This is a genomic window from Streptomyces sp. NPDC005374 (assembly GCF_042872225.1).
Classification (GTDB): Bacteria; Actinomycetota; Actinomycetes; order Streptomycetales; family Streptomycetaceae; genus Streptomyces.
This window is the reverse complement of sequence record NZ_JBIAKA010000005.1, coordinates 427,155-440,573: the sequence shown is the minus strand read 5'-3', so window position 1 is coordinate 440,573 and position 13,419 is coordinate 427,155. Positions and strand designations below refer to the sequence as shown.

11 protein-coding genes and 2 tRNA genes are annotated in these 13,419 nt (G+C 71.4%); 6 read left to right on the top strand and 7 right to left on the bottom strand.

Translation table 11 applies throughout. The annotated features are described in order from the left end of the window. Nucleotides 1-9: 9 nt before the first annotated feature. The 4 genes from ACFYRX_RS15800 to ACFYRX_RS15785 all read right to left on the bottom strand — a co-directional run bounded on the left by ACFYRX_RS15800 (nucleotide 10) and on the right by ACFYRX_RS15785 (nucleotide 3,841). A complete protein-coding gene (locus ACFYRX_RS15800) occupies nucleotides 10-1,605 on the bottom strand; it encodes an ATP-binding protein (protein ID WP_389099826.1) in 1,596 nt (531 codons plus the stop codon). After that, nucleotides 1,602-2,342: a response regulator transcription factor gene (locus ACFYRX_RS15795; protein ID WP_389099824.1), complete on the bottom strand. Its 741-nt coding sequence runs from the start codon at nucleotides 2,340-2,342 to the stop codon at nucleotides 1,602-1,604. The genes ACFYRX_RS15800 and ACFYRX_RS15795 overlap by 4 nt, the downstream gene beginning before the upstream one ends. 194 nt (nucleotides 2,343-2,536) lie before the next feature. Beyond that, nucleotides 2,537-3,412 carry a DUF2797 domain-containing protein gene (locus ACFYRX_RS15790; RefSeq protein WP_389099823.1) on the bottom strand — a complete coding sequence of 292 codons (876 nt, stop codon included), beginning with the start codon at nucleotides 3,410-3,412 and terminating at the stop codon, nucleotides 2,537-2,539. A gap of 51 nt (nucleotides 3,413-3,463) precedes the next feature. Next, the gene (locus ACFYRX_RS15785) at nucleotides 3,464-3,841 is read right to left on the bottom strand and encodes an HGxxPAAW family protein (RefSeq protein ID WP_389099821.1); all 378 of its coding nucleotides are present in this window, start codon (nucleotides 3,839-3,841) and stop codon (nucleotides 3,464-3,466) included. Between the two features lie 116 nt (nucleotides 3,842-3,957). Between ACFYRX_RS15785 and ACFYRX_RS15780 the strand changes: the two genes are divergently transcribed. The 3 genes from ACFYRX_RS15780 to ACFYRX_RS15770 all read left to right on the top strand — a co-directional run bounded on the left by ACFYRX_RS15780 (nucleotide 3,958) and on the right by ACFYRX_RS15770 (nucleotide 5,783). Beyond that, nucleotides 3,958-4,446 carry a MarR family winged helix-turn-helix transcriptional regulator gene (locus ACFYRX_RS15780; protein ID WP_389099819.1) on the top strand — a complete coding sequence of 163 codons (489 nt, stop codon included), beginning with the start codon at nucleotides 3,958-3,960 and terminating at the stop codon, nucleotides 4,444-4,446. Nucleotides 4,447-4,596: 150 nt separating this feature from the next. Beyond that, entirely contained in the window at nucleotides 4,597-5,127 is a 531-nt protein-coding gene (locus ACFYRX_RS15775) for a GtrA family protein (RefSeq protein ID WP_389099818.1), read from the top strand. A 443-nt stretch (nucleotides 5,128-5,570) separates the two neighbouring features. Next, nucleotides 5,571-5,783 carry a hypothetical protein gene (locus ACFYRX_RS15770; RefSeq protein WP_389099816.1) on the top strand — a complete coding sequence of 71 codons (213 nt, stop codon included), beginning with the start codon at nucleotides 5,571-5,573 and terminating at the stop codon, nucleotides 5,781-5,783. 84 nt (nucleotides 5,784-5,867) lie between these two features. On the opposite strand, the gene ACFYRX_RS15765 is transcribed toward ACFYRX_RS15770, so the two are convergent. Next, nucleotides 5,868-6,281: a cytidine deaminase gene (locus ACFYRX_RS15765; protein ID WP_389099814.1), complete on the bottom strand. Its 414-nt coding sequence runs from the start codon at nucleotides 6,279-6,281 to the stop codon at nucleotides 5,868-5,870. 167 nt (nucleotides 6,282-6,448) lie between these two features. Between ACFYRX_RS15765 and ACFYRX_RS15760 the strand changes: the two genes are divergently transcribed. Then, entirely contained in the window at nucleotides 6,449-7,078 is a 630-nt protein-coding gene (locus tag ACFYRX_RS15760) for a hypothetical protein (protein WP_389099813.1), read from the top strand. 772 nt (nucleotides 7,079-7,850) lie between these two features. On the opposite strand, the gene ACFYRX_RS15755 is transcribed toward ACFYRX_RS15760, so the two are convergent. Together ACFYRX_RS15755 and ACFYRX_RS15750 are read right to left on the bottom strand one after the other, a co-directional pair. Further along, nucleotides 7,851-7,923: transfer RNA gene (locus ACFYRX_RS15755), tRNA-Arg, on the bottom strand. Between the two features lie 188 nt (nucleotides 7,924-8,111). Next, nucleotides 8,112-8,202 (bottom strand) — tRNA-Ser (locus ACFYRX_RS15750). Nucleotides 8,203-8,355: 153 nt separating this feature from the next. On the opposite strand from ACFYRX_RS15750, the gene ACFYRX_RS15745 reads away from it, so the two are divergent. Then, entirely contained in the window at nucleotides 8,356-8,790 is a 435-nt protein-coding gene (locus ACFYRX_RS15745; RefSeq protein ID WP_389099811.1) for an SSI family serine proteinase inhibitor, read from the top strand. Nucleotides 8,791-8,971: 181 nt separating this feature from the next. Further along, nucleotides 8,972-13,396 (top strand): PAS domain-containing protein, encoded by a 4,425-nt coding sequence (locus tag ACFYRX_RS15740; RefSeq protein WP_389099809.1) that lies wholly within the window; start codon nucleotides 8,972-8,974, stop codon nucleotides 13,394-13,396. Nucleotides 13,397-13,419 lie beyond the last annotated feature (23 nt).

The window sequence follows — 13,419 nt, the reverse complement described above, 5'->3', positions numbered from 1 at the left end:
CGACTCTGGTCAAGCCCCCTGTTGCACCCATATGGCGGCGCTGTGCTGTGCCTGTGAGTGCGATTGCCAGTTCGTTTCGGGCGCCGGACGCGGGGTCACGGGACCGACGGCGGGCAGGTGCATGGTGAACACCGTGCGCCCGGGCATGCTGTCCACGGTCACCGCGCCACCGTGTGCGGACGCGACGGCCTGCACGATGGCGAGGCCCAGGCCGGTCGATCCTGAGGCGCGGGAGCGTGAGGAGTCGCCGCGCGCGAACCGTTCGAAGACGTGCGGGAGCAGGTCGGACGGGATGCCCTGGCCGTTGTCCTCGACGTCCACGCACATCCAGGGACCGCGCCGCTGCACCCGTGCGGTGACGGTCGTGCCCTCGGGGGTGTGTTTGCGGGCGTTGCCGAGCAGGTTGATGAGCACCTGCTGGAGCCGGGCCGCGTCACCGGAGACGAGGGCGGGTTCGTCGGGCAGGTCCAGGCGCCAGTTGTGGTCCATGCCGGCCGCCCGGGCGTCACTGATGGTGTCCACGACGAGCGGGATCAGGTCGGTCTGCTCGAACTGCAGCGGCCGCCCGGCGTCCAGGCGCGCGAGCAGCAGCAGGTCCTCCACGAGCAGCGTCATCCGGCCCGCCTCGGACTCGATACGGCCGAGCGCGTGCCGGGTGTCGGGGCCGACCTCCTCTCTGCCGCGTCTGGTCAGCTCGGCGTACCCGCGGATCGAGGAGAGCGGTGTCCGCAACTCGTGACTGGCGTCCGCGACGAACTGGCGTACCCGCATCTCGCTCTGCTGGCGTGCGTGCAGGGCGCCGTGGACGTGGTTGAGCATCCGGTTCAGTGCGGAGCCGACCTGGCCCACCTCGGTGTGCGGATCGCACTCCGACTCGGGGACCCGCTCGCTGAGGTTCACCTCGCCGGTGTGCAGGGGCAGTTCGGAGACCCGGGTGGCGGTGTTGGCGACCCTGCGCAGGGGGCGGGTGGCGAGCCCGACGAGCACGTAACCGGCGATGACGGCCGCGCCGAGGCCGGCGGCGGTGACGCTGATCTCCACGAGGATCAGGGTGTTGATGGTGTTGCTCACGGCGTCGGTGGGCAGGGCCACGTAGTAGCCGGTGCCGTCCTTGGACGTGATGTACATGACGAGGTAGTCGCCGACACCGGGAATGGTCACGACGTGCTTGCCGGTGGTGGAGATGCCGGCGAACACGGCCCGTTGGGCCGCGGTCAGCTCGGCGGCCTTCATCCGCTGGCCAGTGTTGCTGGATTCCCGTTCGGCGATGACCGCCTTGGTGATGGTGCCGTTGGCGCCGATCTCGGCGGCCACGGTGTTCTCCTGCGTCGGACCGTTGATGACGAAGGCGTCGAGCTGATCCAGGTCGTTCGCGTTCGGGCTGCCCTGCCTGCCGAACGGAGGCCCGGACAGACGCTTGCCCGCGTCGAAGACCTGGTCGCCCAACTGGTCGTACAGGTGCGAGCGCAGCGCCAATGTGGTCACCGTGCCGATCACCGAGCAGACCACGGCGATCAGCACCACGGACGCGACGACGAGCCGCGTCCGCAGGGTACGCGGCTTACCCGCCCGTATCTGCTTGCGCGGCCGTCGTCGCCCGCTCATGAGGCGGCGGGCTTGATCAGGTAACCGGCCCCACGCCGGGTGTGGATCATCGGCTCGCGCCCCGCGTCGATCTTCCGGCGCAGGTAGGAGATGTACAGCTCGACGACGTTGGCCTGGCCGCCGAAGTCGTACGACCACACCCGGTCGAGGATCTGCGCCTTGCTGAGCACACGCCGGGGATTACGCATGAGGAAGCGCAGGAGTTCGAACTCCGTCGCCGTGAGGTGGATGTTCGCCCCGGCGCGCGAGACCTCGTGGCTGTCCTCGTCGAGGGTGAGGTCGCCGACGACCAGAACGGAGTCGGAGCGGCGGTCGGCCGCACCGGAGCGGCGGATGAGCCCCCGCAGCCGCGCCACGACCTCTTCGAGGCTGAACGGCTTGGTGACGTAGTCGTCGCCGCCGGCGGTGAGTCCGGCGATGCGGTCCTCGACCGCGTCCTTGGCCGTCAGGAACAGCACCGGCACGTCCGGCAGTTCCCGCCGCAGCCGCCCGAGGACGGTCAGCCCGTCCATGTCGGGCAGCATCATGTCCAGAACGACGGCGTCGGGCCGGAACTCCCGCGCGGTCTGAACGGCGCCCGTGCCGTCTCCCGCACTCCGGATCTGCCATCCCTCATAGCGAAGAGCCATGGACAGCAGTTCGGTGATCGACAGCTCGTCGTCCACCACAAGCACTCGGACGGGGCTCCCGTCCGGCCTCAGCAGTTCGGTGCGCCCCTGGGGCGAGGTCGTGGTCATGGCGAACACCCTGTCGGGGCCCCCTGAGAACACCCTTTCGGAAATCTGTGATTTCCCTGAGAAACGCACAGGCACCTCTCAGGGAACACCTGGGCAGCGCCTCGCCAGGCGCTACGGACGAGGCGCACACGCGGAGTTCTGCCAGGGCCCCGCCCCACCGACACGAGCCACGGCACTGGGGCATACCCCCTGGGTCAGAACAACCCGTCCTGCAACCCCGGCCTCTCCTTGAACTCCCTTGTCGGCACGGTGTTCTCCGTCCCCTCGGCCGGAACCAGCTCCCACCCCGTCATCAGCCGCGTGTCCAGTACGACCACCCCCTTGCCCTCCGTCTCCAGGTGCAGATCGGGCCCGGCGGCCGCGACGAGCCGACCGCCCACCACCCCGCCGGCGACGAGTTCGCGCACCTCGCCCACGGCAGCGGGGAGGCCCACGAGACCGAAGATCGCGACGTGATCCACCGGTTCGTACGACGCCCGCTCCAGGGACTCGGGCCAGCCGGTCAGCGTCACCGCCCGCGCATGCAGCCCGGCGATCTCGGCGGCCCGCTCAGCGGCCGACACGGGCAGGGCGGACCGTACGGCCCGCTTGGCGCCGTACGGAACGCGATCCGGCACCGACAGCGCGGCCCGCAGCAGCTCCTCGGTGCGCCGCGCGGCCATGAGCGGCCCGGTGCCCAGCCAGCTGAAGCAGACGGCGCCCTGCTCCAGCAGCCGCGCTGACCCCCGCTCGTGCGTGGTGATGCCCACCTTGGTCATGCCGGGCCCGAACCAGGCCAGATATACCCGGTACGGCCGAGGATCGTCCGCGAGGGTGTCGGCGGCCACCGAGTGCGACCGGTCCAGCCGCGCGCACTCCTCGCACCGCGCCCCCGTGCTCCGCCCCGACACCACCGCCCGCGCCGCACACGCATGCCCCCGCGCTCCCACACACGTCCGCACACCCCCCTCCACGACCCCGAAGGCCACCCGCTTCCCCCAGGTCAGCGCACTGCGCCGCCCGCCGTCCCACCGCAGCACGGGACCGTCCGCCGACCATCGCAGCCCCGAGCACTTCCATGCCTGTGCCATCTCTCACGAGAGTAGGGGGCACCACTGACAACGGGGGTCGCGCGAGGGACGTCAGCCCACCGACTCCACGGAGATCGGTTCCGCCACCACCGCACCCCGCGGCTCGACCGCCGTGGCCGGCTTCCTCGAGCCTCCCCGCCCCGCCATCCGGCACCCGACGCACCCGGCGTGCCCCTGCCGCGCGCCCGTGTCCCGCACCCGCATGCCCCACTGCTCGCGCGGTCGGCGCCCCGGCGGCTTGCCCCATCCGGTCAGATGCAGGACCCAGGTGACGAGAGCGCTCAGCGCGGTGACCCCGAGACCGGCGAAGATCAACGGGCCGGACACCGTGCACACCCCCAGCCCCAGCACGGAAGTCCCGACCGTAGCGATGCCGACGCCGGTCCACCCCGCGACCGTATGCCCCTCGTCATACTGATGTGCACTCACAGATCCTCCTCCGCCCGCAGGTCTCTCACTAGCTAAGAAGTTTAGTACAGAAACCTCTTACAACCTAAGAGATATGCGCTGATGGACCGAACCCCCTCCACAGAACCGGGAATCCGATGCACGCCGAGCCCCGCCCCACCGCCACTCCGGCCCAGGCACTGGAGGCGATGGACTTCTTCATCGCCACCGCCCACCTCGGCCAGCAGGAGATGGCCCAGCGGCTGGGTCTGAACGTCACCGACCTGCTGTCCTTCGCCTGGATCCTGAAGGCCGGCGACGACCTCCTCACCGCGGGAGACCTCGCCGAACACGCCCACGTCACGACCGGCGCGGTCACTGGCATCCTCAACCGCCTCGAACGCGGCGGCTACGTCACCCGAGTCCCCGACCCCACCGACCGCCGCCGCGTCCGGGTCGCCGCGCTGCCCGACGCCGTGGCCCGGGTCGTCGCCCTCTACCAGCCCTACTACGACCGCCTCGGCGCCGTCTTCGCGGAGTACTCCGCCGACGAGATCGCCGTACTCCACGACTGGTTCAGCCGTACGACCGACCTGGCGCTCGCGTACATCGAGGAGCTTCGGGCGAAGGACGCGGAGGGCCGGTAGCGGGGTCTCCCCACCCCGGGGGTGTAGCCAGCCCCACCATGAGTTCGGGAGAGCACTCCATCGTTCCGGCGAGCTCGCGACGGCATCGTTGATCTCAGCTGATCCACCGGGATCCAGCGGATCAGAGAAGCCACGCCGGAGGGAAACACCATGGAGACGCAGACGGCCGACAGGACCCAGTCCCCGTCCGCTCCCTCCGCTTCCTCGGCCCCCGGCCCCCTCGCCTCCTTCGTCCGCTTCGTCGTCTGCGGCGGCGGGATCGGTGTCCTCTCCAGCTTCGCCGTGCCGCTGGTGGCCATGACGATGCCGTGGGCGGTCGCGAACGCGGTGATCACGGTGGTCTCGACGCTTCTCTGCACCGAGCTGCACGCCCTGTTCACCTTCGGCACCGGCCGCCGCCCGGGCTGGCGCCAGCACTTCCAGTCCTCCGGCTCCGCGGTCGCCGCGTACATCGTCACCAGCGCCGCGATGATCCTGCTCCACACGTTCCAGTCGGCGCCGAGCATGCTCACCGAGCAGGCGGTCTACCTCACCGCCTCCGGCCTGGCCGGCATCGGCCGCTTCCTGGTCCTGCGCCTGTTCGTCTTCGCGGGCACCCGCAAGCCGCAGCACTCGGCGGCGGTCACCGCGGCCCTGCCCCGACCGGCCCTGTCCCAGGCCGCGGTGACCGCCGCCTGCTGACCGCCGCCTGCTGACCGGCGCCTGCTGACCGGCGCGGCGGAGGTCAGCGCCGTCAGGCAACGCCGCAGGGCTCCACCCCGAGCGGTAGGGGCTACTCCTCCCGAGACACGGCACCTTGAACACGAAGCGCACCGGCGCCCCGAACACCGCCAGCTCCTCGGAGAGTTCACGAACCGCAGCCGCCTTATCGATGACCTCCGCCTGGTCCACCCGTTCCCCCGACGGCAACGACCGCAGAGGAGGGGTACGACAGCGCGGCCCGGGGAACCCGGCAGGTCCCTTGGGAGGGCTGGCGACCCCCTGGGGGTGCAGCTGGCCCCACCATGGATTGGGCAGGCGGCCACATGTCGCCGTCCCGGGATCGGAGGCATCGTAGAAGTCATCGGATCCGGGATCCCCGGGCCCCGGCCCCGAGTTCACCGCCTCCTCCGGAAGGAACTCCCATGAACCCGCGACTGTTCTCCACGCCCTCCCTGTCCTCCTCATCTTCCCTGCCGGCCGAGATCTCCCCCGGCAGCGAGCTGGCCCCGCTCCTCACCGCATGGGACCTGGCCCACCCCGCCGCGGCCGACCCCGACTGGCGCCACCTGCTCGACGAGATCGCCCACCCCGGCACCACCCAGGCGTTCCACAGCCTGGCCGCGAGCGCCGTATGAGTTCACCCCGGTCCATGGACGACCACCCCGCGAGAGGCCCCGGAGGATCAACCCCGGGGCCTCTCATCGGTTCTCACTCCGCTCTCACTCCGCGTCAAGCTGGTGGTCGGCCCAGACGTAGCTTTCGGGCAGCAGTTCCGCGACGGGGACAGCGCGCACACCGTCGTTCGTGCCGACGATGACATTGAGGCGGGGAAAGTAGTCGAGGAGAACCTGCCGGCACCGACCGCACGGAGGCACCACCCCACGCCCGCGGTCGCCGACGGCGACCAAGGTGTCCAGCTCGTAGACACCCTGAGCGGCGGCCGTGCCGATGAGCACCAACTCGGCGCAGGGGCCGCCCGTGAAGTGGTAGGCATTCACCGCGGTCACGATCCTGCCGTCCGGGGCCCGGGCCGCGGCCGCCATGGTGTGGTTGTCACCCCGGCAACGCGTACGAGCGACATGCGCGGCGGCCTCGACAAGGTCGTGGTCGACGGGGTGAGTCTGCGTGGTCATCTGCGCATCCCGGTAGCCGGAGTTGCCGTACTTCGTTTCCGTACGGCGAATGGACAGAGGCAAGCCCAGTATCGGCTGCCAAGGCCGTGCCGGTCCGGTTCACCTTGTCCGGGCATGAGCATGCCGTTAATGGCAGACTGCATGGACTGCGATTGATGGGGGCGCTGGTGAGTAAGAGGCAAGTGCGGAAGATGCTGCGGGAGATGGCGAGCGGGGAGCCCGTTCAGCTGACGGTCTCCGCACAGTCATGGAAGCGCCTCGCCCGACTCGCCTTCATCGCCCAGCAGTTCGGGTACGAGTACGCCGACCTGCAGCTGGGCACCAACAACAATTTCGTCCTGTTCATCGTGCCCGACCCCAGCCGGCAGGGCCAGGAGCGCGCTGCGCAGAACCGGGCGCAGTACCCCGACGCCGACGAGGGGGTGGCGCTGCCGCCTTTCGTGCCCGACGCGATCGATCTCCTCAAGGCCCGCATGGTGGTCGACAGCAACAGCCGGCCCATCGACAAGCTGCAGATGGCGATAGCGCTCTTCTTCTTCACCGTGTCCGCTGCGACCATCTGTCTCACGCTGCGAGAGAACACCGTCGCGGTCGTCATTGTCGGCATCGTCTGGGTCGCGTTCCTGGCCCTGATGCCCGTCCTGCGCGCCTATGGCCGACGTTACAGCGCCAAGTACGCCGCTCGGCTGCAGGCCGCCGGGTTCACACCGGTGACCGACCGGAGCGGACGGCAGCGGTATGTGCCGCCAGGCGGGCAGCTTCCCGGACACACCCATCCGCTCGCCGGAGGAGCGTAGGGGCCACGCCCGGTTCGGCCCGGCGGCACCCCCGCCCGCCGAGCCCCCGGCTCGCTGAAGATCGGCCGACGAGTCACGGTGGCACAGACCGGCTCCCGATATTGACCGGTATCCGGTATAGAGACGGCGACCGGCCGGCCGGACAGTGCCGATTCCAAGCACGGTACCCGCCACCCGGTCACGGACCACCCGGACTTCTCCCCCGACAACGGGCCGTTGACCGAACAGGTACTGCCCCGATCACCGTCGACGCCCACGGACACGTGGACGACGGGGAAAGCGCCGACCACCTCATCCCGCCCGGGGAAAAGCTTGGTGCGCGGCCGACGCTGACAGGTCTCTCCTCAGCGATCGACGAAGCCCGACCGTCGGTTAGGTCCCGGGCCGCCCCCAGACAGAGCCGGGGATGCAACTGCTCTACAGAGCTGGACACCTCGGAAGCCGGCCGCGCGTCTGAGACCCTAGCCACGCCCACTGACAACGCACCGCACCAGCACGACCTCCGCCGCCCTGATACCCGCACCACAAGCGCACCGGACCGAGTGGGGAACAGCACGCTTCCCCGAAGCCTGTCCGGTGGATGTATTCAGGAGAGACCTCCAGCTTTTCGCAGGTGATCGGTGATCTCATCCCGCGCCCGCATCAACTGCCGAACAGGCTCCACCAACACGGTGCCGTCTCCGGAGCGGTCGCAGGGGTTCCCGTCGAACACTGCCGTCAACGCAAAAGCCAGAGGCCCCAAGGATCAATCCTTGGGGCCTCTGATCTGCTGTGCACTCGGCAGGATTCGAACCTGCAACCTTCTGATCCGTAGTCAGATGCTCTATCCGTTAAGCTACGAGTGCTTGTTCTGTTTTCTCGCCGTTTCTTGCCCTTCCGGGCCGCTCGCGGCGACAGGAAGAACATTACATGACTGCTGGCGCCATGTGAAATCCGTTTGCCGTAGCCCTTGTGACCTGCGGAAACACGTTCGAGGCGGTCAACGCAACGACGAAGCCCCGGTCGCGTGGACCGGGGCTTCGGTGATCTTGCGCGGAGGCGGAGGGATTTGAACCCTCGATGGGATTTGCGTCCCAAACCGCATTAGCAGTGCGGCGCCATAGACCGGACTAGGCGACGCCTCCAGCACAGCCGCCCGCGCGAGCGCGAGTGGTGCGTGCAGATGATGACACAGCCGAAGGTCGCGCCACCAATCGGTTCCCACGGTACTAGGCGGGCGGGGCGCAGGGCAAAGTGCTTCCGCGCAACGTACGACGGCGTCCGGCGTTAGTCAGGGCATGTCACACGTCACCGGATTCCGCCGGCTCGCGCGGTTGAGCCCGCTCCCCCTGTTCCTCGTCGCCCTGGCACCCGCACCCGCCTCCGCGTCCGTCCACACGGCCGACGGCGACCACCTCACCGTCACCGTCAAGGACGCGGGAGGCGGCGCCGACGGGACCTACGAGCTCGACTGTCATCCCGCGCACGGCTCCCACCCCGACCCCTCCGGCGCCTGCGACACCCTGGACCGGAACACCCGGTGGGGGCGCGACACCTTCGCCCCCGTCCCCGACGGCAGCGTCTGCACGATGCTCTACGGCGGTCCCGCCACCGCCCATGTCACGGGGACCTGGGCCGGACGCCCCGTGGACGCCGGGTTCGACAGGAGCGACGGGTGCGACACCGCCCGCTGGGACCGGTTCGTGCCGCTCCTGCCCAAGGTGGGGTCGTAGACCGGATCCGCACGGCGACGTACGGGCACACGTTCTACTTCACTTCGTCGTGCGACCTCCCTCTCATCCAGCACCCCCGCACAACCGCTGCGCTTAGACTCCCTCGCGTGACACGTCGCGGGCAGGTTGGCAAGATGGCCCGATCGGTCGGCCAGGTGCAGTAACAGGGAGGAAGCGTCTCGTGAGCAGCAGGCCATCCCGAGGCGCTGCTCGCCTCGCAGCCATACTCGACGCGCTTCCGGACGCGTTGGTCCTGGTCAACGCCAATGGGACCGTCGTCAACGCGAACACCATCGCGTTGGAGGCGTTCGAGGCGCCGGGGACGGCTCTGGTGGGGCGGGGGCTGCTGGATCTGCTTCCGCACTTCGACTCCCGGCTCATCCCCGGTTCCATGCGGCGCCCCGACCACATGGACCCGCGCGGCCGGACCAAGCCGACCCGGATGATGGCCCGCCGGACCGACGGCACCGAGTTCCCCGTCGAGGTCACCAGCGCAAACCTGGAGAACGGCCAGCAGGCCTACGACGGTTACGGCTACGGCAGCGACGAGCTGCTGATGCTCGTCGTGCGCGACCTCACCGGGACCGTGGACACCGAGGCCGAGCTGGCCCGTTCGCAGCGGCAGACCGAGATGATCCTGCGTGCCGCGGCCGAGGGCGTCGTGGGCACCGACACCGACGGGCGGATCGTGCTCGTCAACCCGGCCGCCGCCCAGATACTGGGTTACCGGGCCAGTGATCTCGGCGGGCGCGAGCTCCACGACCTCATCCTGCACTCGCGCACCGACGGCACCCCCTTCCCGTACGAGGAGTCCCCGCTCGCCGACACCCTGCGCTCCGGGCGCAAGCATCGGGTGCGTGGGCAGGTGCTGTGGTCCAAGAAGGGCGAGAAGGTCTCGGTCGACCTGACGACCGCGCCGGTGCGCGACGGCGACCAGCTCGTCGGCGCCGTGCTCACCTTCACCGACCGGCGGCCCTACGACACCCTCGCGGAGGAGAAGGCCGCCGCCGAGAAGGCACATGCCGAGGAGCTGGAGCGGATCGAGGAGGAGCACGCCTCCGAGCTGACCGCGCTGCGCCAGAAGCACATCACCGAACTGGAGGAGCTCCAGGAACGGCACGACGAGGAGCTCGCCGCCGGCGAGGACCGGTACGCGGCCCTCGGGGAGCGCGAGAAGGACCGTTACGAGGCCCTCGCCGGTCGGCACGACCAACTCCTGACGCTGCTCGGGCGCTCCCTGCGCGGGCCGCTCGACGAACTGCGCCGCGAACTGTCCGCGCTCGCCGCCGACGACGCCGGGCAGCTGTGGCCCGAGGCCAACCAGGTCCTGCACCACCTCTCGGCCGGCTACTCCCGCATCACCAACCTCATCGACAACGTCCTCGGCTACCAGCTCCTCGACGCCGGCACCGACGCCATCACCCGTTCCAACGTCATGCTCGACGCGGTCGTCGCCGCCGGTGTGGACGGCGCGGTCGAGCTCATCGGGCCGGGGCGCGTCCAGTTCGCCGTGCACGCGCCGCCCATCGAGGCCGAGGTCGACGCCCAGCGCCTCGCGACCGCGCTCGCGCATCTCATCGCGGACGTCGCCGGGGTCGACGCGACAGGCAACTCGCCCGTTTCCGCGGGCGGTTACATGGACAACACGGTCGTGGTGGCGGCCGCGCAGCGCGGCGAGGGCGTACGGATCGAGGTACGCGGGCCGTACGCCGGGGGAGACCCGGTGCACGAGCCGATCGTGCGCGGGATCGTCCGTGCCCACGGCGGTGTGCTGCAGACGCACGAAGTGCCGGGCATGAGCGGCAGCGCGTACGTCCTCGAAGTGCCCATCGGGGGTGGGGCGGGGGCCGTCGCGGCTCCCGGTCCGGCCGCGTTGGAGGCCGCTCCCGCGGCGGCCGCTGCCATGGAGACGGGTCTTGCCGAGGTCGCCCCCGCCGAGAGCGGCGGGCGACGGCGGGCCCGGCGGTCCTCCACCGACTCCTTCCTCGACGGTGACGTACCGCCCGAGGCCGACGAGTCCACCGCGCCCACCGGTCGGCGCAGGCGGCGGGCGGCGGGCGAGCAGGAGCAGCTCGGGTCCGTACCGGCGCAGGTCTCCGGCGACGACGGGGACGGCTCGGGCGGTACCGGGCGGCGCCGTGGACGACCCGCCGAGGGCGCCGAGGGCGGCGAGGTCGAGGTGTTCGACGGAGACGGCGTCTCCGAGGGTGCGGTGGTCACCGCCGCCGAGCACGCGGCGGGGGCCGCGGCCACGGGGACCGGTCTCGGCGGGACCGTACCTCCGCAGGGCGTACCCGCGCCCGCGGGTCGCCGTGCCCTGGGCGACGGGAGTGAGCAGCACGCGCTGCCGGCGGCGTTGCCCGCGGGCACGGGTGCCTCTGCCTCCGAGCCCGGCCAGGGCCAGGGCCAGGGCCAGGGCCAGGGCCAGGGCCAGGGCCAGGGCCAGGGCCAGGGCCAGGGCCAGATGTCCGGGCAGGACGTGCCCGGCGACGGCACACAGCAGCAGGACGGGCGACGACGGCGTGCCCTGGCCGCCGCGACGGAGCGTGCGGCCGCTCAGGAGGCGGCCCCCCGCGCGGTGTTCGCCCTCCCGCCGGCCGACGCGGACCGCCCGGCCGACGGCGGCACGGACCCGGCGGGACCGGCCCAGATGCCCGGACAGGTGCCCGGACAGATGCCTGCCCAGGGTCAGGCCCCCGCGCCGATGCAGGTCCCGGGTCAGGTGCAGGGTCAGGTTCCGGCTCAGATGCAGATGCCCGGCCTGGGGCCGGTTCCCGCCCCCTCCCAGGCCCAGGCTCAGGTCCCCGCACAGGCACAGGCACAGGCTCAGGTCCCCGCACAGGGGCAGATCCCCGGGCAGGGGCAGGCCCCCGTTGCCGCCTCCACCCCGGTTCCGGCCAACGGGCTCGTCCAGGTGCCCGGCCAGGCCGTCGCCGTTCCCGGTCGGCCCGTGCCCGCCGACGGCCACGGCGAGGACGGTCGGCACGACGCCGTGCCGCACGACCAGGCCGACGACCACACCCCGCCGCAGCCGCACCCCACCAGCGCGCCGACGGGCCGTCGCCGACGGGCCGTGGCCCAGCCGGTGGAGGCCGCGGCCGGTACGCCCGCGCAGGAGGTCCCGGCGCAGGCGGCCGCGCCCGGTCAGCCGGTCCCCGTGGGAGTTCCGACGGCTCCCGCCCAGCAGGTGCCCGGTGCGGTGCCGTCGGCTCCGTTCCCGGGCGATTCCGTGCCGAGCGTGACCGGCCAGGCAGGCCTGGTCCCGCAGGCCGCGCCCGCCCCGGCCGCACCCCTCCCCGCCGAGGTGCCCCAGGCGTGGCCCGCCACCCACGACACCTCCGGCGCCGCCACTGCCGTACCCCCGAACCAGCCCGCGCCACAGGTTCCGCGGTCCGGGCAGAACGCTCTGCCGCCCGGCGCCCCGCTGCCCGCCGAAGCGGCCGCCGCGCCCGTCGACCCGAACTCGACGCAGGGTCGGGCGATCAGTGTGCGGACCCTGGGCCAGGGGGTTCCGTTCACCCGGCAGGCGGTGCAGGTGCAGCAGCCGGGGCCAGCCACACCGCCGCCGCATCAGTCGAACGGTTCCGGGCGGCGGCGCAAGCTCGGCACCCGGCCCGACCCCGTCGCCGCGGGGGCGCCGGAGCAGGCGGCGCGTTCGCATCCCGCGGCCGAGCAGGCCGTACCGGCGCAGGCACCGCAACCGCAGCCGCAGCCCTCACTGGCCGGGCAGTCGCGGCTCGCGCACGCCACCGAGGCGGCCGGACGCTCGTACGCCATAGGAGCGCCGGACGAGAACGCCGCCGAGGGGCCCGAGCCGCTGGACGGTCCCGGTGGGGCCGTCGAGATCCCGCACACCCCCCGGCCGCAGCCGATGGACGACGAGTTGCCGCCGGAGCCGTTGGACAACCCGCGGCGGCTGCTGGTGTGGCCCGCGCCGGACGTGACGACCCAGCAGGCGCTGAGCGACCGCGGGTACCGGCCGGTCATCGTGCATTCGCGGGAAGAGGTCGACGCGCAGATCGCGGCCTTTCCCGCCGCGCTGTTCGTGGACCCGCTGACCGGGCCGATCACCCGGACCGCACTGCAGTCGCTGCGGACGGCGGCGGTCGCGGCCGAGGTGCCGGTCATGGTGACCGCCGGGCTGGGGCAGGCCTCGCGGGAGGCGGCGTACGGCGCCGACCCCGCCGTACTGCTGAAGGCGCTGGCGCCGCGGGACAGCGAGCAGCATCCGCCGCGCGTGCTGCTCATCGAGGAGCACGCGGAGATCGCGCTGGCGCTGACGGCGACGCTGGAGCGGCGCGGGATGCAGGTCGCGCGCGCGGCCAGTGACGCGGACGCGGTGACGCTGGCGGGGCAGCTCAGGCCCAACCTCGTGGTGATGGACCTCATGCAGGTGCACAAGCGGCGGGCCGGGATCGTGGACTGGCTGCGGGCGAACGGGCAGCTCAACCGGACGCCGTTGGTCGTGTACACGGCTGCTGTGGATCAGGCGGATCTGCCGCGGCTGGCCTCCGGGGAGACCGTGCTGTTCCTTGCCGAGCGCTCGACCAGTCCCGAGGTGCAGGCGCGGATCGTGGATCTGCTGGCTCGGATCGGTACGAACTGACAGGGCCGCCGGCTGCCGTACGG